General features: G+C 40.9%; 15 protein-coding genes, 1 tRNA gene and 1 pseudogene. 10 read left to right on the forward strand and 7 right to left on the reverse strand.

Annotated elements, in window-relative coordinates; genetic code table 11:
- Positions 1-3: 3 nt before the first annotated feature.
- The 4 genes and pseudogenes from L654_RS01000000126635 to cysG form a co-directional block, all read right to left on the reverse strand.
- Positions 4-1,729: pseudogene (locus tag L654_RS01000000126635) on the reverse strand (SLC13 family permease).
- A gap of 31 nt (positions 1,730-1,760) precedes the next feature.
- On the reverse strand, positions 1,761-3,185 hold the full coding sequence (gene cysN, locus L654_RS0122500) for a sulfate adenylyltransferase subunit CysN (protein WP_024609116.1): 1,425 nt from the start codon (positions 3,183-3,185) through the stop codon (positions 1,761-1,763).
- Positions 3,185-4,084, reverse strand: coding sequence for a sulfate adenylyltransferase subunit CysD (gene cysD, locus L654_RS0122505; RefSeq protein WP_008133447.1), 900 nt, complete (start codon positions 4,082-4,084; stop codon positions 3,185-3,187). The genes cysN and cysD overlap by 1 nt, the downstream gene beginning before the upstream one ends.
- Positions 4,085-4,134: 50 nt before the next feature.
- Positions 4,135-5,562, reverse strand: a complete 1,428-nt coding sequence (gene cysG / locus L654_RS0122510) for a siroheme synthase CysG (protein WP_024609117.1) — start codon at positions 5,560-5,562, stop codon at positions 4,135-4,137.
- Positions 5,563-6,008: 446 nt separating this feature from the next.
- Here cysG and deoC point away from each other — a divergent pair, with 446 nt between their 5' ends.
- Positions 6,009-6,755 carry a deoxyribose-phosphate aldolase gene (deoC, locus tag L654_RS0122515; RefSeq protein WP_024609118.1) on the forward strand — a complete coding sequence of 249 codons (747 nt, stop codon included), beginning with the start codon at positions 6,009-6,011 and terminating at the stop codon, positions 6,753-6,755.
- A gap of 10 nt (positions 6,756-6,765) precedes the next feature.
- A complete protein-coding gene (locus L654_RS0122520) occupies positions 6,766-7,614 on the forward strand; it encodes an SPFH domain-containing protein (protein ID WP_024609119.1) in 849 nt (282 codons plus the stop codon).
- Between the two features lie 50 nt (positions 7,615-7,664).
- Here L654_RS0122520 and L654_RS0122525 read toward each other — a convergent pair whose 3' ends face one another.
- The 3 genes from L654_RS0122525 to L654_RS01000000126640 all read right to left on the reverse strand — a co-directional run bounded on the left by L654_RS0122525 (position 7,665) and on the right by L654_RS01000000126640 (position 12,913).
- Complete coding sequence (locus L654_RS0122525; RefSeq protein ID WP_024609120.1) at positions 7,665-8,795, reverse strand: CsgG/HfaB family protein; 1,131 nt, start codon at positions 8,793-8,795, stop codon at positions 7,665-7,667.
- A 136-nt stretch (positions 8,796-8,931) separates the two neighbouring features.
- The gene (locus L654_RS1000000128455) at positions 8,932-10,107 is read right to left on the reverse strand and encodes an ATP-binding protein (protein ID WP_343223604.1); all 1,176 of its coding nucleotides are present in this window, start codon (positions 10,105-10,107) and stop codon (positions 8,932-8,934) included.
- A complete protein-coding gene (locus tag L654_RS01000000126640) occupies positions 10,097-12,913 on the reverse strand; it encodes a sensor histidine kinase (protein ID WP_225305797.1) in 2,817 nt (938 codons plus the stop codon). Before L654_RS01000000126640 ends, L654_RS1000000128455 begins: the two co-directional genes overlap by 11 nt.
- Before the next feature lie 164 nt (positions 12,914-13,077).
- Between L654_RS01000000126640 and L654_RS0122535 the strand changes: the two genes are divergently transcribed.
- The 8 genes from L654_RS0122535 (at position 13,078) to rpoB (ending at position 21,136) form a co-directional block, all read left to right on the forward strand.
- A tRNA-Trp gene (locus tag L654_RS0122535) sits at positions 13,078-13,154 on the forward strand.
- Between the two features lie 132 nt (positions 13,155-13,286).
- On the forward strand, positions 13,287-13,664 hold the full coding sequence (gene secE / locus L654_RS0122540; RefSeq protein ID WP_002958877.1) for a preprotein translocase subunit SecE: 378 nt from the start codon (positions 13,287-13,289) through the stop codon (positions 13,662-13,664).
- A 4-nt stretch (positions 13,665-13,668) separates the two neighbouring features.
- Positions 13,669-14,232 carry a transcription termination/antitermination protein NusG gene (gene nusG / locus L654_RS0122545; RefSeq protein ID WP_007580122.1) on the forward strand — a complete coding sequence of 188 codons (564 nt, stop codon included), beginning with the start codon at positions 13,669-13,671 and terminating at the stop codon, positions 14,230-14,232.
- Between the two features lie 213 nt (positions 14,233-14,445).
- Entirely contained in the window at positions 14,446-14,874 is a 429-nt protein-coding gene (rplK, locus tag L654_RS0122550; RefSeq protein ID WP_002958879.1) for a 50S ribosomal protein L11, read from the forward strand.
- Between the two features lie 3 nt (positions 14,875-14,877).
- Entirely contained in the window at positions 14,878-15,582 is a 705-nt protein-coding gene (gene rplA, locus L654_RS0122555; RefSeq protein ID WP_007580124.1) for a 50S ribosomal protein L1, read from the forward strand.
- Between the two features lie 322 nt (positions 15,583-15,904).
- Entirely contained in the window at positions 15,905-16,399 is a 495-nt protein-coding gene (gene rplJ / locus L654_RS0122560) for a 50S ribosomal protein L10 (RefSeq protein WP_002958881.1), read from the forward strand.
- A 77-nt stretch (positions 16,400-16,476) separates the two neighbouring features.
- The gene (gene rplL, locus L654_RS0122565) at positions 16,477-16,839 is read left to right on the forward strand and encodes a 50S ribosomal protein L7/L12 (RefSeq protein ID WP_002958882.1); all 363 of its coding nucleotides are present in this window, start codon (positions 16,477-16,479) and stop codon (positions 16,837-16,839) included.
- A gap of 271 nt (positions 16,840-17,110) precedes the next feature.
- Positions 17,111-21,136, forward strand: coding sequence for a DNA-directed RNA polymerase subunit beta (gene rpoB / locus L654_RS0122570; protein WP_024609121.1), 4,026 nt, complete (start codon positions 17,111-17,113; stop codon positions 21,134-21,136).
- The last annotated feature ends 40 nt before the right edge of the window (positions 21,137-21,176 follow it).

The raw sequence follows: 21,176 nt of genomic DNA on the forward strand, positions 1-21,176 counted from the left end.
GTATTAAAATGGAAATACCAGCGGGATCAAGGTTAATACCGTGATTGAATAAATAATAGAAAGGGGTAAGCCCATCACTATGTAATCTTTTAAGCGATAGTTACCCGCGCTATAAACCATTAGATTAGTTTGATACCCAAATGGCGATATAAAGCTAGCTGATGCGCCAAAGGCAACCGNCCATAATAAATGGCAGCGGGTCTACATTAAAACCAACCGCGAGCGAGTAAGCAACAGGGAACGACAAGGCAGCTGCTGCGTTATTAGTAATAAGCTCGGTAAATAATACGGTCATTAAAAATATGGCAATAAATGCGCCGTAAGGACCAAAGTCGCCAAGTACCATAAACATGGCGTCGGATATTTGCCCGGCAAGTCCGGTGCCTATCATTAACTTAGCAAGGCCAATGGCGCTGCCTACGACTACGAGTAACTCGATAGGAAAACGGCGTTTTACTTCGTTAAGTTTTATGGTGCCACTGAGCATTAAGCCAATTAGTAATACTAATAAGCCTTTAACCAGCGGCACTATGCCAATAATGCTTAAACCCAGTACTGCGGCAAAGCTTAGTAGCACAATGTTTGATTGTTTAGGTGCAAGGTGGGCTTGTAAGTCAAACCCTGAAATATACACAAATTCGCGCTTTAAATTAGGCAAGGTGTAAAAGTTTTTACCTGGTGCGAGTATAAGTGAGTCGCCAGCTTGTAATTGCACTTGCCCCAGGCCGCCTTGTAAGCGGTCGTGCCCACGGCGAATGGCAATAACAGCAGCATGAAATTGCTCTCTAAAGCGGGCTTCTTTTACGGTTTTACCTATAAATTTTGAAGACTGACTTACAACTACTTCTACTAAGTGTTCTATGTCTTTTTGATGATTTTCGTGTACTACTTTTAGGCCGTCGAAACGGGTAAGTAATGGCACCGATTTTATGTCACCTACAAAAAGCAGCACGTCATCTTTTTGAATAATTTGCTGCGGGGTGACTGCGCAAATGCGGCTGCCATCGCGAATAATTTCAGCAAGGAATAAGTCTTTTAAATCACGCAGGCCGTTTTCTTCAACGGTTTGGCCTATTAACTTTGAGTTTGCTTGTACTTTGCCTTCTAGGTAAAAAGGCACGACTTCTTGGTCGCTTTTACCGTTGTCGGGTAAGTATTTAAGCATCACTAAAATGGTAATTAGGCCTACGCTTAACGCGCCTAAACCCACTAAGGTAAAGTCAAAAAAGCCCAGCGGTTCCATGCCCGCATCTACTGCAAAGCCATTGACGATTAAGTTGGTTGATGTACCAATAAGCGTAATAGTGCCGCCCAAAATAGCAGTGTACGACAGCGGTAATAATAGCTTTGAAGGGGAGTGATTAGGGTTGTCTTTTATCGCGGTAATAAGCGATGCAACAACGGCGGTATTGTTAGTAAACGACGATAAAAAGGCGGTTGATAACCCCAATTTTGTTACCGATTTTACTAAACTACCTTTAGATAGCGATTGCGCTAACTTTTGAATTAGGGTGGTTTTTTCTATTGCGGTCGACACTAACACCAATAGTACTAAGGTGATAAGCGACGGGTTAGCATAATTAATTAACATGCTTTCAAGATCGATTAGCCCTGCTAAGTAGCTGGTGCCAATGGCGCTTACAAATAACCATGCTGGATTAATACGGGTGCCAAAAAGGCACCCGACTAAGGTAAGCATAATGCCTGTTAAAACGAGCTGTTCTACCATGCTTTTAAATTCCTAACAGGCTAAAGTTAACTTATAACTTAGAAATATCAAGCGCTTGCCAATGCGGAAAGTGCTTGCGTACTAAGCTGTTAAATTCAACTTCAAATTCGCTAAAGTTACTTTGCTGTGCTTGGCTTTGCAGTACTTGTTCAATCATGCCCGCAGCAACCGTTAGGTTTGATAAGCGATCGATTAGGATAAACGAGCCTGTTTCATGATTGCTGTGGTACTCGTCTGCCAAAATAGTTTCGGTTAGTTCAAGCGTTACAATCGCAATTTCGTTTAACTGCAGTGAGTCGCTAGTGCCGTGCTCAAGCGTGTTTACATCAATCGTGTAATCAATTTTTGTAACAATAGCTGAAGTGTTTTTGCTGCCTAGCTTTAGGTTATAGCTTTTACCTAATACTAATGGCGACTCATGCATCCACACAATTTTAGCTTGCAGCTGGTTAGTAACAACAGCCGTTGAATTTGCAGGTACTATTACGTCGCCTCGGCTAATATCAATCTCGTTATTTAGGGTAACGGTAATTGCTTGGCCTGCTTCTGCGCTGTCTAGGTTGCCATCAAAGGTAACAATTTCTTTAATGCTTGATGTTTTACCCGACGGTAATACTTTTATTTCATCGCCTACGTGTATCTTGCCCGACGTAAGTGTGCCCTGAAAACCACGGAAGTTTAAATTAGGACGCACTACATATTGCACCGGTAGGCGCGCTTCAAAGCCTGTATCTGTTTCGGCTGCTGGCGAATCTTCTAGTAATTCAAGTAGTGGTTTGTCGGTGTAGTACGGTGTATGAGCAGAGCGAGTTACTACGTTGTCGCCTTTAAGCGCCGACATAGGCACAAACTTAATGTTTGATACGTTAAGTTGCTCAGCAAATTTAAGGTAATCGGCCTTAATTTTTTCATACACGGTTTCGTCAAAATCAACGATATCCATTTTATTAACGGCAACAACAAACTGCTTAATGCCAAGCGAGTCACAAATAAAGCTGTGGCGCTTGGTTTGTACTTGCACGCCGTAACGCGCATCAACCAAAATAATAGCAACATCGCTTGTTGATGCACCTGTTACCATGTTACGCGTGTATTGCTCGTGCCCAGGCGTGTCGGCAATAATAAATTTACGCTTAGCCGTTGAAAAGTAACGGTACGCTACGTCAATGGTAATGCCTTGCTCGCGCTCAGCTTGTAGGCCATCAACTAATAATGCAAGGTCAAGATCTTCACCTGCATTACCTACTTTTTCGTTATCTTTGTGAAGGGCTGCTAGCTGATCTTCATAAATTTGGTGGCTGTCGTGCAGTAGGCGGCCAATCAATGTTGATTTACCGTCATCTACGCTGCCACAGGTAAGCATACGCAATAAGCTTTTATCTTGTTGGCGTGCTAGGTAGGCGTCTATGCCTATTTCTTTTACTTCGTTAAATGTATCGTTATTTTGGCTAGACATTAAAAATACCCCTCACGTTTTTTCTTCTCCATTGAGCCTGCTGAATCATGGTCAATAACACGACCTTCACGTTCAGATGACGTAGATAGCAGCATTTCTTCAATAATTTCGGTTAAAGTACTTGCTGTTGACTCAACTGCACCGGTAAGTGGGTAGCAGCCTAACGTACGAAAACGTACAGATTTCATTTGCGGTACTTCACCCTCGTTAAGTGGCATACGCTCATCGTCAACCATAATTAGGGTGCCATCACGGTCAACAACAGGGCGCTCTTTTGCTAGGTAAAGCGGCACCATGTCGATGTTTTCTTGGTAAATGTATTGCCAAATATCAAGCTCAGTCCAGTTAGATAACGGGAAAACACGAATACTTTCGCCCGGATTAACTTGGCTGTTATAAGTGTTCCAAAGCTCAGGACGTTGGTTTTTAGGATCCCAGCGATGGTGTTTGTCGCGGAACGAGTAAACACGCTCTTTTGCGCGTGACTTTTCTTCGTCGCGGCGTGCGCCACCAAATGCAGCATCGAAACCATATTTGTTAAGTGCTTGCTTTAAGCCTTGGGTTTTCATTATGTCGGTATGTTTACCCGAGCCATGCGTAAACGGGCCTACACCCATTTCAATGCCTTCTGGATTTTTGTGTACCAGTAGGTCAAAACCGTATTCTTTAGCTATACGGTCGCGAAACTCAATCATTTCACGAAACTTCCAATTGGTGTCTACGTGCAATAACGGAAACGGAATTTTTGCAGGGTAAAATGCTTTACGCGCTAAGTGCAAAAGTACCGACGAATCTTTACCAATAGAGTAAAGCATTACTGGGTTCTCAAACTCAGCGGCGACTTCGCGCATGATTTTGATACTTTCAGCTTCAAGTTGCTGAAGGTGAGTTAAAGCCATTGTTAGTCGTCCTACTAAAATGATTAAAAAGTTACAAATTTAAAATTCGATTATGTATTTGATACATCTGTTAGCGGCTGTGCAAAGCTGCTTGTTTGTTCGTTTTTCCCAAACCACGCTAGTTGCGAGTGCAGGGCGGCTACTTCACCAATAATGAGTAGCGCAGGCGATATAATGCTGTTGCGTTCAATTAAGTCGGCAAGTTCGCCTAGTTGGCCTGTTACTACACGCTGATTTTTGCGTGTACCGTTTTCGATAATGGCAACAGGTGTGTCGGCTTTGCGGCCATGCTTTAAAAGCTCGCTTTGTATGTGCGGCGATTTAATTACGCCCATGTAAATAGCAAGCGTTTGATTTGCTTTTGCCAGCGATTGCCAATCAAGTTCTTGGCCGTCTTTTTTACAATGGCCAGTTACAAATTGAATGGCTTGTGCATGGTCACGATGCGTAAGCGGAATACCCGCATATGCACTACAACCTGCAGCGGCTGTAATACCCGGTACAATTTGATAATTTACGTTGTTAGCAGCCAGTACTTGTACTTCTTCGCCACCACGACCATAAATAAACGGATCGCCACCTTTAATGCGGCACACTTTTTTGCCTTGTTTAGCAAGGTCGACCAACATTTGGTTGGTGTCGTCTTGAACAACACTATGATCGCCCAAACGTTTGCCTACACAAATAAGGTCAGCATCGCGGCGCACTAATTCCATAATTTCGTCAGACACTAAAAAGTCGTATACAACCACATCGGCTTGTTGCATAAGTTGTAGTGCTTTAAGTGTTAAAAGCTCTGGATCGCCAGGGCCTGCACCTACTACATATACTTCGCCTTCAGGTTCTGCTTTAGCATCTAGCATTTGCTCTAGTTGCTGCTGCGCGGCTTGGGTATCACCGGTTTGTACTTTACTCACGACAGATGAGTCGAACACGCCTTCCCAAAATTGGCGGCGGTCAGAAAAGTGTTTAAAGCGTTTTTTTACTTTGTCTCTAAAGCCACCTACAATTGTTGCAAGTGGGCCAATATGATGCGGAATAAGGGTTTCGAGCTTTTCGCGTAAGCGACGCGCAAGTACGGGCGCTGTGCCTGCACTTGATATAGCAATCGTAATTGGGTCGCGGTCAACAATGGATGGGAATATAAACGTACATTTAGGTTGGTCATCAACCACGTTTACAAATACATTGCGGGCATTGGCAAGTTCAAATACGTTGTTGTTTACTTCATCGCGGTCGGTTGCTGCAATAACAAGCATTTTTCCATCGAGATGCGACTCATCAAAATAAGCATCAATAAGCGTTACTTCATTATTATGTGCATGTTCTTTTAGTTCGTCGCAAAACCAAGGCGCTACTAAAGTAACGCTCGCTCTCGCTTTTAAAAACGCGCGACATTTGCGTAATGCGACCTCTCCACCGCCAACAACCAATACTGGTTTGTTGTCGAGTTTGGTAAAGATAGGTAAATACTGCACGTTAATAAGACCCCTAAACAAATTCAAATATAAGAAAACGCTTTATTCTGATAAGCAGAATATAGCGGCTATCAATAAGTAAAAAATAATTAAAACCAAGTTGATATAACCAAAAGTTATAATAGGTGGGCTTTTTAGGCCTAAGAGTTAGTTAACAAGGGATTGCGCCGAGTTACAAGTAAAATAACCAGCTTATAGTGTTTGGTTATGAGCTATAGCGAGTTTGGTTTAATTTGTTAATATGGAGGCATATCAAATTTTGTACTTATACCAATTACATTAAATTAGTGATCTATTATAGCGACGAGAAAATAGCTCAATAACAAGGCTAAAATTATGATACATAGTTGTTCTATATAAATAATTTTTAACGTAGTGAGTTATTTAATACGCTAAAATGATTATGTTTTTAATAAAATTGGTATTACATAAGCAACGGAGCTCTAATGACACACCACCAAAAAGATGCCGCATTAGCAGTCGCACTGATGGATTTAACAAGTTTAAACACCAGCGATACCACCAAAAGCATTCAAGCACTTGTTGATAGCATAAATCCTACCTTAGGTACGCCTGCCGCAGTATGTGTTTATAGCGATTTTGTTGATGATGCAAAAATAGCACTTGCAGCGCGTGAACTTAACTACGTAAAAGTTGCAACGGTCACTAACTTCCCAACGGGTGATACACCACTAAGTGATGTAATTAACGAAACACTTATTGCTGTAGAGCGCGGCGCAGACGAAATTGATTTGGTTATTCCTTACAAAAAACTCATAGCGGGCGATGTTCAAACAGTACTTAGCTATATAAGCGAAAGTAAAAAAGCATGTGGGTCGCGCGCCCAGCTAAAAGTAATAATCGAAAGCGGTGAGCTTAAAACTGAAGCACTTATAACGCAGGCTACTCAATTGGCAATTGAAGGTGGTGCCGATTTTGTAAAAACCAGTACGGGTAAAGTGGCCATTAATGCAACCCTTGAATCAACAAGAATTATGCTAACAGCCATTAAAAACTCGGATAAACGTGTGGGCTTTAAAGCTGCCGGTGGTGTTAAAACTGTTGCCGATGCCAGTGATTATTTAGCGCTAGCACGCGCAATAATGGGTGATGATTATTTGCAAGCAAATACATTTAGATTTGGTGCTTCAAGCTTGTTAAGTGACGTTTATACAATATTAAAAAGTAATTAAAGGAAAGATGATGAGAGTAAGAAACTCCGGGACACAAACATTGTTTAATAACCTATTTAAAGGTGCATTGGTTGTAGGAGTCGTTGGTTTTGGATTAACTGCATGTACTAACCCAAGCACACCCGCAGGTGAAGAAGGCTACGTATTCGAAAAGCCGCGTGTATTTGGTGAAGGTGGTTATCAAGGAACAATGAAGGGCCCATCTAATTACGGTATGTCGTTACTGCGAAATGAAGTGGTAAACATCGATATGCGACCTAATACATATACCGAGACATTTAGAATCTTAGCGAATGATGATTTAAATATTAAATTTGATTTTCATGCTGTTATTGCTATTGAGAGTGGCTCTGTTAAAACTGTGGTAGAGCAGTACGGCGCCGAAAATTGGTATAAACGCTTTGTACGTGAAACTTTTAGAACGTATGTGCGCGATACAGTACAAAAATACGATAGTGGTGAGCTTAAAACAAATCGTGAGAAAATTGCGAAAGAAGTGACTCTGCGACTGCAAAGTTATTTATCGACAACGCCGTTTAAACTTGCAAACGTTGTAGTAGGCAATATTAATTACCCCGATATTGTTGCTAATGCAGTTGAGAAAAAATTGGCAGCTCAGCAGCTATTATCGGAAAAAGAAACACAAAAAGAGATTGCCAAAAAAGACGCTGAAATTAGGGTTGAAGAAGCCAAAGGGATTGCTCAAGCTCAGAAGATCATTAACGCAACACTAACAGCTAATTACATTCAACATGAAGCTATTAATGCACAAATAAAAATGGCTGAGTCACCTAATCATACAACTGTTTATATCCCGGTAGGTAATAACGGAGTACCACTTGTTAAAGGCGCTAACTAGATAGTGAGTACTTGGGTAGCTCTTTTTATTAGCTACCCAAGTCAAAGCCATTAATTAAACTTAAACATGTTGCTTATACTTTCGAGGCTTGATTTGTTCGTTTTAGCGATACAACCACTATCATCAAGTGACTTTTTAGTTGTTTCATCAGCTAAACCCGTTACCTTTAGTTTTTTGTCTTGTTGGTACTCACGAAGTGCGATAACTGTTTTACGATCGTACTCAACATCCTGTGTTTCAAATTCTTCGTAATCAGGCTGGTTTCTTAGGTAACCCAAACATACTAAGCTTAGGCGCGACATTGCTAAATCCATCTTTTCATAATGTGGCATTCTATGGGTTGGTACATCAACTGTTACAGCGCTCTTGCTGACTGTTTTTGCTTGTACAGCTGCCGGTGGCGGCGCAGTGTAACCCGATGCTAAAGTGTTGTTACTGTTATAGCGATAGTAAGTATCTGGAATTTTAGTTTCTAAAAACTCAACCGCTTTAATAATAACTTCACGAAGGGCTTTTTCTTTAGGGGTATCAGACCATCCACTAATATTACCGCCAACAAGTGCGCCACCAAAGTTGGTTGCGGCTCCAGTAAAGTCAAAATCTTTACTGCCACCTTCAACACTTGTTGCAGCTAAAATGCGTGATGTGCGTGTATCTATTAGACGAAGATCAATCGCCATATGAGAGCCTGAGAAACCAGCGGATACAGAGCTAAATACATCACCCATGAAGCCGCCACTGCCAACACTTGCACCAGAGCTATCGTCATCAAATTCAGTTACCGCTGCAATAACGACTATTTCAGCACCTTCAATCTCACCATAAGCGGCACCCGATGATGCACTAACGCGACCTGAGGCTGCTAGGTCTTGTTCTGATAAAACAGCATCAAGCGCTTGGCGCTCTAAAACAATAAAGCGATTTGTTGATACGAGTGCCGTAGTTAATTGATCAGCCATACCGTCGCCTATTTCTTTACGCCACCATTTTGAGTTGTTTGATTTGTCGGTAAAGCGTGCAACAGCAATACGAGCTTTAGGCCCATTGTATTGTTCTTGGGCGACAGTGTTTATGTCTGGTGAATTTTGACCTGACGTAACATTTGTGGAGGTGCTTTGACAAGCGCTCAGAGTGGTAGTTAATAGTGCCGTTAATAATAGTTTTTGTGGTGCTTTTAACATATGACTGTCCTTAATTAATACGCTCAAGGGAAATATGGTGCATTTCCTTTAATATTTAAATTCATGTTAATTTAGTTAAATCAGCAGGTTAATAATAGTACTGGTGCGAAATGTTTAGTCACACAGGCGAAATTTATCAGGATTGTTCGCGAAACTGTTTTGGGGACATATTATATTTTGCTTTAAAGCACCGGGCAAAGTAGCTTTGTGAATTAAAGCCAACTTGCTGTGCTACTAGGCCAATTGCAAGCTCACTATTTTTTAAAAGCTCTTGTGCAAATTCTAAACGAATATTTCGAATGTAATCGCTTGGTGTTAGGTTGTACAAGGCTTTCATTTTTAATTGTAAAGCGCGAGGGCTAAGATAAAGCGCAGCTGCAAATTCTTCCACGCTAAATGCTTCGTCTTGGTAATGCTCTTTTACTGTCGTTTTTACACGCTCGGTAAATACATAATCTTTACTTTGCGCCATTTGTGGGTCGAGCTGGGTTGTTTGTGATAAAGCAGGTAGTTGTTGTTTTAAATGTTGATTAAGTACTTCTCTAATCGTTAATAACCCTTGAACGCGGCTGAGTAACAGCTGCGGCTCAAAAGGTTTACTCAAATAGTCATCAGCAAGTAAGTCTAGGCCCTTTAATTTACTATGCGTATCTGCCTTTGCTGAAAGTAATAACACCGGAATATGGCTAATAGCCGTGTCGCTGCGCAGTGCTTTAATAAACTGATAGCCATCCATAACAGGCATCATTACATCACTTATTACCAAGTCAGGCATTTCGTTTTTACATAAAGCTAAACCTAGCTCTCCGTTAGCTGCACTTATACACGTGAAGCTACTAATAAATAGTGACGTTATTAAATCACGCATTTCATCGTTGTCTTCAATAATAAGAATCTTATTACTTTTTACTACACATAAATTATTGCTTTTAGATACAGCAAGAGCAGTAAGGTTAGAGGTTTCGTCTATTTGATTTATTGGGAGTGAAACAGTAAAACAACTTCCTTTATTTAATTCACTTTTAAGTTCAATAGTTCCTCCATATTGCTCAACTAGCTGCTTCACCAGCGCTAAGCCAATACCGCTACCGCTTTGATTACTCGTATTTATGCGTGTAAATCGTTGAAAAACGGTCTCAAGGTGCTCTTTATCAATACCAACACCAGTATCTGAGACTGTGATGATTAATGTTTGTTTTTTAGTTAATAGCTGAAGTAATACTTTGCCAGTGTTTGGGGTGTATTTTTGGGCGTTACTTAATAAGTTACTGATAATAGAAATTGTATGATTTAGCTCTGATTTAATGTGAATAGTTTTTTTCCGTTAAATCTTCAAATTTAAATGTAATATTTTTTTGCTCAAATAAAGGGGTGAAATCTTCAATTAATTGTTCAACTACCGGCTTTATAGCATAGGGTGTGACGTGTTTTACTGCAGTGCTTGGGCGCTGGCTGAGCTGTAAAAGTTGGTTTATTTGATCCAATAGCTTATAGCTATTACGTTGAATCATCGCTAGTTTTTGTTGGGTGTCTGAATCTTTATGACTTTTTTGTAAGCTCTCAAGTGGCGCTAATATTAAGCTCAATGGTGTTTTAAGTTCATGGCTAACATTATCTAATAGTTGGGTTTTTAAGTTGCTAAGTTCTTTCTCTTTTAAGTTTGCTTGCTCTGCAACGTTAGCTCTATACCTTGCTGTTATAATTAACCACATTATAAATAATACGATAATGATGTAAGTGACATAGGCAACATTGTTCTTCCACCAAGGTGGAGTAACTGTAAGCGCAACCATTGTTTTATCATCACTCCATTGACCGTATTGATCTTTAACTTTTACAATAAAGTGATAGCTTCCAGCGGGAAGTTGAGAATAACTAACTTGCCTCTGGTTTTTGTTTGCGTATAAAAACTGCTTATCTAACCCAGCTAACTTGTAAGCATATTGGTATTGAGAAGGGGGCTCTGCACTGTTTAAAGCAGAAAATTTAAAGCCGATAACACCATCTTCTTCTTTAAAAAAGAGTCTGTCTGTATAGCTTATAAGCTTAGCCGTTTGGGTCTTGTTTTTTATATATTGCTGCGTCGCGACTGACTGGTTATAAATAAGTAAGTCTGTAATAACGGGTTCTGGGGGTTGAGTTGCTAGGGTTAGTTTTAACGGATCAAATTGATTAAAACCGTTAATACCACCAAAAAATAGCTCGCCGTCATCTGCTTGAAAAGCGGCGCCTAAAATAAAAGAATGATGCTGTATACCGTTTGCGGGTAAAAAATGCTGCATTTGTTGGGTTTGAGGAGCGTAACGGGTTAGGCCTTGGTTGCTGCTTAGCCACAAGTAACCGCTGCTATCTTGTTTAATTGCAAAAATATTATCGTTAAGTAAGCCATCAAACTCTGTAATGTTTATTACTTTGTTTGTTTGGATATTTAATTTATTGAGCCCGCCAAAAGTACCTACCCATAAAGTGTTTTTATCTTGTAAATGCAAGGATGTAACCATGTCATGCGTTAAACTATTAGGCTTTTTAAGATCGCTTTGGTAATGAGTGAATGTTTCATCATGTAAAGAAAGTTTATTTAACCCTGCGCGGGTTCCTGCCCATATAGCGTTGTTGTCGTTGTCATAAGTAATACTAAAAACAGTATTATTTGAGATACTATTTTTATCTGCGGTGTATTTAAAATTTGTAACCTGTAAAGTATCGGGATTAAATCGCGTTAAGCCTTCGTTACTGCCCAGCCATAAATTACCACTTAGATCACCTTCGATTGCATAAATACGGTTACTACTGAGTTGATGGCTTTGCACAGTAAAAGCCGAAAAGTTATCATTAATTGGGTTGTAAAGCAGTAAACCACCTCCGTATGTGCCTATCCATACGCGTTTATTGGCATCTTCATAAAGACTAAATATATTGTTATTAGTTAAGCCTATATCTTGATTTTTATCTGTTTTATAGCGTTTAAATCCTGTGTCAGTTTGTTTGTTGAGTCCGTCGCGCGTACCCACCCAAAGTAAGTTTTTACTGTCTTTGAGTATTGCTCTTACAAAGTCATTCGAGATAGAAGCTGGGTTATTGCTTTGATGTTTTTGATGACCAAACTGAGCCTGCCTTTTATCATAGCGATGTAATCCATAGCCGTCTGTACCAATCCAAATAATGCCTTGAGGGTCTTGGTAAAGTGACAATAGGTGATCGTTAGCTAAGCCATGTTTTAAATCTGGAGAGTGAGTAAGTTGATGAAACTCGCTACTTAATAAATTATCTGTAGCTTGGTAATAAAGACCATGACCATAAGTGCTTACCCATAATTTTTTTTCATCATCAAAAAGTATATCTGTGACCCAAACATTTTTGAGTTGCTCAAAGTTATAAAATGCGAGTGTGTTTGAGTCAAAAACACTTAGACCAGTCTTACCTCCTATAATAAATTTGCCGTTTTCTGCTTTTTTTAATTGCCAGAGCTGTTCAGGGCTATTAGGTATATGTTCGAACCGATGTGTTTGTGTATCGAACTTAATCAGCCCGATACTACTTGCTAACCAAAGGTTTTTTTGATCATCAAAAAGCACATCCTTAAAAACAACATTTAAGTGATTCGTGCCCTGATAAGAAAATAATTCGGTAGTACCTGTGTATGTATCTAAACGAGTAAGTTGCCCTTTATCGTGACCAATCCAAATGATTTGTGGCGAATTAGAAGAAATTGATGAAATACGTTCGTTTGTAATAGGAGGGGTTGAATACTGGTTAAAAACACTAAAACTTCCTGTTTCAGTATTTAATAAGTTAAGTCCATTACTTATTGTAGCAAACCAAATGTGGCCGTTTCCTAAATTCAGGCAGTCTGTAATCCAATTTCCCGAAATACTAGGGTGTGAAGGATTGAATTTATAGTGCTTAAATTCATACCCATCAAATCGGTTTAAGCCACCTTGGGTAGCAAACCAATGAAACCCTTTTTCATCAGTGGTACTGCAGGTAATTGAATTTTGTGATAAACCTTGTTCATTTGTATATGTATCTAAGTACAATGGCAGGGCATAAGAACTAATATGAAATAATAATAGAAAGCTAATAATTTTGTATCTTATGATTGTTTTTATTGCTTTCACAGACTTCCTATCTAATTGTGAGTCCCTATAATTTGGACAATCATAAACTGCTTTTTAATCAATGTTAAGATTGATTTTTTAATGCAATGCCGAGATTTTCCAATGTGGGTATCTTTTAGGCTTGTGTTAATGGACTGCGTAAGTATAATAGGCATCCACTTTGCAGGGGCGTAGTTCCAATTGGTAGAACAGCGGTCTCCAAAACCGATGGTTGGGAGTTCGAATCTCTCCGCCCCTGCCAGTTTTACTTGTGGTTTGAGTAGTCTGAGATTAAAAACCGGTTTAAATTAAGTCTGTTTTTAAGTTTAGATTTTAATGGATTAACCTTACCGTAGTGTAGGGTTGTTGTGTCTGTAGTTAAGGTAATAATATTATGAGCACGAATGTAGAAACACCATCAAGTGCGATGGAGTCAGTAAAGTGGTTAGTAGCAATCGCGCTACTTGCAGGCGCAGTTGTTGGTAATCACATGTATGCAGATCAATCTGTACTACTACGTGCTATCGGCGTTGTTGTTGCAATAGCGGCCGGATTAGCAATTGCCTCGCAAACATTTAAGGGACGTAACTTTCTTGCTTTCGCTAAAGAAGCTCGAATTGAAGTACGCAAAGTTATTTGGCCAACGCGCCAAGAAACTACCCACACGACATTAATTGTAATGGTTGCAACAGTGATTATGGCACTTATCCTTTGGGGATTAGATGGCATTTTATTCCGCGCTGTAGGCTTTTTAACTGGATTGGAGATCTGATCCCATGTCGGATGAGAACGAGAACAAAGAAATTAAGTTACGTTGGTATGTAGTACAAGCCTTTTCTGGTTACGAAAAGCGTGTAGCTCAAACGTTAACTGAACACATTAAAATCGAAGGTCTTGAATCGAGCTTTGGTGAGATACTAGTACCAACTGAAGAAGTTGTTGAGATGCGCGCTGGCCAAAAGCGTAAATCTGAGCGTAAATTCTTTCCAGGTTATGTATTAGTACAAATGGATATGAATGACGCAAGCTGGCACTTAGTGAACAGCACTGAACGTGTAATGGGCTTTATTGGTGGAACGTCTGATCGTCCTGCTCCAATAACTCCTAAAGAAGCAGAACGCATTCTTAATCGCCTTCAAGAAAATGCTGAAGCACCTAAACCTGCTACATTATTTGAACCAGGTGAAGTTGTTCGCGTTACAGACGGACCATTTGCAGATTTCAGTGGTGTAGTTGAAGAGGTTGACTACGAAAAGAGCCGCGTAAAAGTATCTGTACTTATTTTTGGTCGTTCTACGCCAGTTGAGCTTGAATTCGGTCAAGTTGAGCAAGATAAGTAATTGATTAAAAAAGCTTCGCTAATTTTTATTTAAATTTTGGCATGAAGCTTGAAAAAGGCCGCTGATTAACTTATAATCAGCGGCCTTTTTGTATTAAGGTAAAATTTATTTTTACTGTGCAAAAAGTACGAAACCAATTTTTAAACTGGGAAGCCGTTAGAGTACGCGTCCTCGCGCGCACAAGGCTGAGACCCACCAAATGAGGTATTTATAATGGCTAAAAAAGTTGAAGCTCTAATCAAGCTACAAGTTGCCGCTGGTATGGCTAATCCTAGTCCTCCAGTAGGTCCTGCACTAGGTCAACACGGTGTAAACATCATGGAATTCTGTAAAGCGTTTAACGCACGTACAGAGTCTATCGAAAAAGGCGCTCCAGTTCCTGTAGTGATCTCTGTTTACGGTGACCGTTCATTTACGTTCGACATGAAAACGCCACCTGCTGCTTACTTACTTAAGAAAGCTGCTGGTATCAAGTCAGGCTCAGGCCGTCCTAACACTGATAAAGTAGGCACAGTAACTCGTGCTCAACTTGAAGAAATTGTTGAGACAAAACGAACTGACCTTACAGCTGCCGATATGGACGCAGCGGTTCGCACTATCGCAGGTTCTGCGCGTGCGATGGGCTTGAACGTAGAGGACTAAGAAATGGCTAAATTAACTAAACGTATGCGTACTATCCGCGAAAAAGTGGAAGTAACAAAAGATTACGAAATCAATGAAGCAGTTGCTCTTTTAAAAGAGTTAGCGACAGCTAAATTCGTAGAAAGTGTTGACGTTGCCGTTAACCTTGGTATCGATGCTCGTAAATCTGATCAAAACGTTCGTGGTGCTACTGTACTACCTAACGGTACTGGTCGTGACGTTCGTGTTGCTGTATTCACACAAGGCGCTAATGCAGAAGCTGCAAAAGAAGCCGGTGCTGAATTAGTAGGCATGGAAGATCTTGCTGAACTAGTTAAAAAAGGCGAGATGAACTTTGACGTTGTTGTTGCATCACCAGACGCTATGCGTGTTGTTGGTCAACTAGGTCAAATCTTAGGCCCACGTGGTCTAATGCCAAACCCTAAAACTGGTACTGTAACGCCTAACGTTGCAGAAGCAGTTAAAAATGCTAAAGCAGGTCAAGTACGTTACCGTAATGACAAAAATGGCATCATCCATACTACTATTGGTAAGGTTGATTTCACTGCAGAGCAATTACAACAAAACCTTGAGTCTCTAATTGTTGCGCTTAAGAAGGCTAAACCTTCTCAAGCTAAAGGTGTTTACTTGAAGAAAGTAACTATCTCTACAACAATGGGCGCAGGCGTTTCTGTTGACCAAAACACTTTAAGCACAACTGTAGCTTAATCAGTGTTTACATGGCGTGAAATTTGTACTATAATTTCGCGCCATTTTGTTGATTAATTTATTAATTGGCAAAGTAAAGAATTCGGGTTGAAGTCCATAATTTCGTTAAGCCTTCGGGGTTAACGATAAATTGGGCTTCCGTCCAAGACCGTAGGTGGCTTCGGCCTTAATATTCACCTACGTAGACGGTGTAGACCCCAGATAGATTTTTCCTAATCCTTCTGGCTCTCGCCGTAAAAAGCATCTCTACCTTGTTTGGTAGGGAAGAGTAGAACAGGGGAATCCGATAATCGGTATCCCCATTAAACCAGGAGTAACACCCATGGCTTTAAATCTTCAAGGCAAAAAAGCAATAGTTGCTGAAGTCAACGAAGCAGCCAATGGTGCTCTATCTGCAGTTGTTGCAGATTCTCGTGGTGTAACAGTTGGCGCAATCACTGCCCTTCGTAAAGAAGCTCGTGCAAATGGTGTTTGGATGAAAGTTGTCCGTAACACTTTAGCAAAACGTGCTCTTGAAGGAACAGATTTTGAGTGTCTTTCTGATTCATTTGTTGGTCCAAGCTTAATCGCTTTCTCATCAGAGCACCCAGGTGCTGCTGCGCGTATCTTTTCAGATTTCGCGAAAAAGAATGAGAAATTCGAGCTTAAAACGGCCGCTTTTGAAGGAAATGTTGTTGATGCAGCAATGCTTGCTACATTACCTACATACGACGAAGCTGTTGCACGCTTAATGAGTGCTATGAAAGAAGCGTCTGCTGGCAAATTGTGTAAAACAATTGAAGCAGTACGTGTACAGAAAGAAGAGCAAGCTGCTTAATTTTAAGCTGTTTAATCTCACTTTCGGTGTAAAAATTTATTTGGACGTAATGTCCGTTAATTATTAGGAAATTTGTAATGTCTGTATCTAAAGACCAAATCCTTGACGCAATTGCTGAAATGTCAGTAATGGACGTTGTTGCTCTTATCGAAGCAATGGAAGAAAAATTCGGCGTAACTGCTGCAGCTGCAATGGTAGCTGGTCCAGCTGCTGAAGCTGCTGAAGAGAAAACAGAATTTGACGTAATCCTTACTGGCGCTGGCGCTAACAAGGTTTCTGCAATCAAAGCTGTTCGTAGCGCAACTGGCCTTGGCCTTAAAGAAGCGAAAGCTCTTGTTGAAGCTGCTCCTACACCTGTTAAAGAAGGTGTATCTAAAGAAGAAGCTGAAGCACTTGCAAAAGATCTTACTGAAGCTGGTGCTGAAGTTGAGGTTAAGTAATTTAGCTTTTGCTAAGTTCGCTGCCTGAGAAATCAGGCAAGGGCTGGTGATTATTTAATCACCGGCCTTTTTGCGCTATAGAGTGATGCACTCTTTTAGCTCAAATAAAATCTGATTTTTTCTTTACTTTCAACGCTTTATAGTTTGCTAGTGTTAAAGTGGGATCTAATTAGAACAACAGTTAAATGTTGTAAAATCTTGGCATAGCTGCCAGTTAAGTCTGTTCTTACAAGAACAGGTCGGGTCAAAGATCAGCAAGCTGAGGAACCCCATGGCTTACTCTTATTCTGAAAAGAAACGTATCCGTAAGGATTTTGGTAAACGTCCACAAGTTTTGGATATACCTTTTTTACTGTCTACACAGTTAGAATCGTTTAAAAAATTCTTAGTGCCGGACGCTGATGGCGATCATGGTTTGGAAGCTGCCTTCCGTTCTGTGTTCCCTATTAAAAGCTACTCGGGAAATTCTGAGCTTCAATACGTAAGTTACCGTATTGGTGAGCCAGTTTTCGATGTAAAAGAATGTCAAATTCGCGGTGTGACTTATTCTGCTCCACTTCGCGTGAAACTGCGTCTTGTTGTTATGGACAAAGAAGCACCAGGCACAGTTAAAGACATTAAAGAGCAAGAAGTTTACATGGGCGAAATTCCGCTCATGACAGATACCGGTACTTTTGTAATCAATGGTACAGAGCGTGTTATCGTTTCTCAGCTACACCGTAGCCCTGGTGTATTCTTTGATAACGACCGCGGTAAAACCCATTCATCGGGTAAAGTATTATATAACGCACGCGTTATACCTTACCGTGGTTCATGGTTAGACTTCGAATTTGATGCAAAAGATAACTTATATGTACGTATTGACCGTCGTCGTAAATTACCGGCGTCTATCATCCTACGTGCACTAGAGTATTCTAGCGAACAAATCCTAGATATGTTCTTCGATAACACTACGTTTGAAGTAACGAATGGCAAAGTTCTTATGGAACTTGTACCTTCGCGCTTACGTGGTGAAACTGCCGCTTTTGATATCAAGAGCGAAGACGGTGAAGTATTTGTTGAAAGAGGTCGTCGTGTTACGGCTCGCCACATCAAGAGCATCGAGAAGAAAGGCATTAAGCAATTAGAAGTACCACATGAGTACATCATTGGCCGTATTGTAGCTAAAAACTATGTTGATGAGTCAACTGGTGAAGTTATTGCAAATGCAAATGACGAGCTAACTCTAGAGCTAATGGCTGAATTGGTTAAAGCCGGTTACACTAAAATTGATACGTTATATATCAATGAAGTGGACAGCGGTGCTTACATGTCAAATACTTTGAACATTGACTCTGCAAGCAGCCGTTTAGAAGCACTAGTAGAAATTTACCGCATGATGCGCCCAGGCGAGCCACCGACGAAAGACGCGGCTGAAGCCTTATTCCAGAACTTGTTCTTCTCTGAAGAACGTTATGACTTATCTACTGTAGGTCGTATGAAGTTCAATAGCCGTGTTGGTTACGATACAGACACAGGCCCTGGCACATTAAGCAAAGAAGACATCGTGTCTGTTATGAAAGTATTAATTGCTATTCGTAACGGTCAAGGCGATGTTGATGATATCGATCACTTAGGCAACCGTCGTATACGTAGTGTTGGCGAAATGGCTGAGAACCAATTCCGTGTTGGTCTAGTACGTGTTGAACGTGCTGTACGTGAGCGTTTAAGCTTAGGTGACCTTGACGCGATAATGCCACAAGATCTTATTAACGCTAAGCCTATTTCGGCAGCGGTTAAAGAGTTCTTCGGCTCGTCTCAGTTATCACAGTTTATGGACCAAAATAACCCACTATCAGAAGTTACGCATAAACGTCGTATCTCTGCATTAGGTCCGGGCGGTCTAACTCGTGAACGCGCAGGCTTTGAAGTACGTGACGTTCACGTAACTCACTATGGTCGCGTATGTCCAATCGAGACTCCTGAGGGTCCAAATATCGGTCTAATTAACTCGTTGTCTACGTACGCACGTACAAATGACTACGGTTTCTTAGAAACACCTTACCGCAAAGTGGTAGACGGTGTTGTAACTGATGAAGTTGATTATTTATCAGCCATTGAAGAAGGTCAGTTTGTTATCGCACAGGCGAACTCAAACTTAACTGAAACCAATGAGTTTGTTGATGAACTTATCCCATGTCGTCACAAAGGTGAATCTACCTTTATGGGTCGCATGGACCAGCAGTATATGGATGTATCACCACAACAGGTGATCTCTGTAGCGGCAGCACTTATCCCGTTCCTAGAACACGATGATGCTAACCGTGCATTGATGGGTTCAAACATGCAACGTCAAGCAGTACCAACATTGAAAGCGGATAAGCCGTTAGTAGGTACTGGTATTGAGTTAACACTAGCGAAAGATTCTGGTGTAACTATCGTTGCTAAACGTGGTGGTGAAGTAATGTATGCTGACGCAAGTCGCATCGTTGTAAATGTACATGAAGAAGAACGCATTCCTGGTGAAGCGGGCATCGACATCTACAACTTAACCAAATACACACGTTCAAACCAAAATACATGTATTAACCAAAAACCAACTTGTATGGTTGGCGAACCGGTTACTCGTGGTGACGTGTTAGCAGATGGTCCTTCGACTGACTTAGGTGACTTAGCCCTTGGTCAAAACCTTCGCGTGGCATTCATGCCATGGAACGGTTATAACTTCGAAGATTCAATCTTGTTATCAGAGCGCGTAGTTGAAGAAGATCGTCTAACGACTATCCATATTCAAGAACTACAGTGTGTTGCCCGTGATACTAAATTAGGTCCAGAAGAGATCACTGCAGATATCCCGAATGTGGGTGAGTCTGCGCTAGGCAAGCTTGATGAATCAGGCGTTGTATATATTGGTGCTGAAGTTAAAGGCGGCGATATCCTAGTAGGTAAAGTGACTCCTAAAGGCGAGACACAGCTTACACCTGAAGAGAAGCTACTGCGTGCTATCTTCGGCGAAAAAGCGTCTGACGTTAAAGACAGCTCTTTACGTGTACCAAATTCTGTAACTGGTACTGTAATTGACGTGCAAGTTTTCACCCGTGATGGTGTTGAAAAAGATAAACGCGCGTTAGAAGTTGAAGACATGCAGCTTCGCGAAGCGAAGAAAGACTTCAACGAAGAGTTCCGTATTTTAGAAGCAGGCGTTTTAGACCGTGCACGTAAGCTACTTATAGCTGCTGGTTTTGATGAAGATAAACTTGCATCTCTAAATGCTGAAAAAGTACTTACGCAAAGCCTTGCTGAAGAAGACAAGCAAGCTGAGCTTGAGCAACTAGCTGCACAGTACGATGAACTTAAAGCTGAATACGATAAGAAGTTTGAAAACAAACGTCGTAAAATTACCCAAGGTGATGACTTAGCACCAGGCGTACTTAAGATTGTTAAAGTATACCTAGCTGTTAAACGTCGTATCCAACCGGGTGATAAAATGGCGGGTCGTCATGGTAACAAAGGTGTTATCTCGACTATCGTACCAGTAGAAGATATGCCTTACGATGACAAAGGTCGTACGGTAGATATCGTATTGAATCCACTAGGTGTACCATCACGTATGAACATCGGTCAGATCCTTGAAACACATATGGGTCTTGCTGCACGTGGTATCGGTGAACGTATTGAAGAGATGATGAAAGAGCAACGTGAGCTTCATGAGCTACGTGACTTCATCAAGCAAGCATACGAAATTGGCGAATCTCGCCAAGTTGTAGATATTGCTAGCTTCACTGATGACGAAATTCGTCGTCTAGCTGAAAACTTAAAAGGTGGTTTACCAATAGCTACTCCTGCATTTGATGGCGCGAAAGAAAGCGAAATCAAAGACATGCTTGAGCTTGCGGGCTATCCTCGTAGTGGTCAGGTTACACTTTATGATGGCCGTACTGGCGATCAGTTTGAACGTCAAGTAACTGTTGGTTACATGTACATGCTTAAACTTAACCACTTGGTTGACGATAAGATGCACGCACGTTCTACTGGTTCTTACAGCCTTGTTACTCAGCAGCCGCTGGGTGGTAAAGCACAGTTCGGTGGCCAGCGTTTTGGTGAGATGGAAGTATGGGCACTTGAAGCTTATGGTGCTGCTTACACTCTACAAGAAATGCTAACAGTGAAATCGGATGACGTGAACGGTCGTACTAAGATGTATAAAAACATCGTTGATGGTAACCATAAAATGGAACCAGGTATGCCAGAATCGTTCAACGTATTGTTGAAAGAAATCCGCTCACTAGGTATCAACATCGAGTTGGAAGAAAATTAAGCCAATTAGATGCTGCAGTTAACGCTGCAGCATCTGTTAC

It is taken from the genome of Pseudoalteromonas sp. TAB23 (genome assembly GCF_000498075.1).
In the GTDB taxonomy this organism is placed as follows: domain Bacteria; phylum Pseudomonadota; class Gammaproteobacteria; order Enterobacterales; family Alteromonadaceae; genus Pseudoalteromonas; species Pseudoalteromonas arctica.

Bases quoted from the DNA above. Each gene is read 5' to 3' on its own strand.
- cysD (WP_008133447.1), bottom strand. From the start codon at position 4,084: ATGGCTTTAACTCACCTTCAGCAACTTGAAGCTGAAAGTATCAAAATC.
- secE (WP_002958877.1), top strand. From the start codon at position 13,287: ATGAGCACGAATGTAGAAACACCATCAAGTGCGATGGAGTCAGTAAAG.
- cysN (WP_024609116.1), bottom strand. From the start codon at position 3,185: ATGTCTAGCCAAAATAACGATACATTTAACGAAGTAAAAGAAATAGGC.
- nusG (WP_007580122.1), top strand. From the start codon at position 13,669: ATGTCGGATGAGAACGAGAACAAAGAAATTAAGTTACGTTGGTATGTA.
- L654_RS0122525 (WP_024609120.1), bottom strand. From the start codon at position 8,795: ATGTTAAAAGCACCACAAAAACTATTATTAACGGCACTATTAACTACC.
- deoC (WP_024609118.1), top strand. From the start codon at position 6,009: ATGACACACCACCAAAAAGATGCCGCATTAGCAGTCGCACTGATGGAT.
- rplK (WP_002958879.1), top strand. From the start codon at position 14,446: ATGGCTAAAAAAGTTGAAGCTCTAATCAAGCTACAAGTTGCCGCTGGT.
- rpoB (WP_024609121.1), top strand. From the start codon at position 17,111: ATGGCTTACTCTTATTCTGAAAAGAAACGTATCCGTAAGGATTTTGGT.
- rplJ (WP_002958881.1), top strand. From the start codon at position 15,905: ATGGCTTTAAATCTTCAAGGCAAAAAAGCAATAGTTGCTGAAGTCAAC.
- rplA (WP_007580124.1), top strand. From the start codon at position 14,878: ATGGCTAAATTAACTAAACGTATGCGTACTATCCGCGAAAAAGTGGAA.
- rplL (WP_002958882.1), top strand. From the start codon at position 16,477: ATGTCTGTATCTAAAGACCAAATCCTTGACGCAATTGCTGAAATGTCA.
- L654_RS0122520 (WP_024609119.1), top strand. From the start codon at position 6,766: ATGAGAGTAAGAAACTCCGGGACACAAACATTGTTTAATAACCTATTT.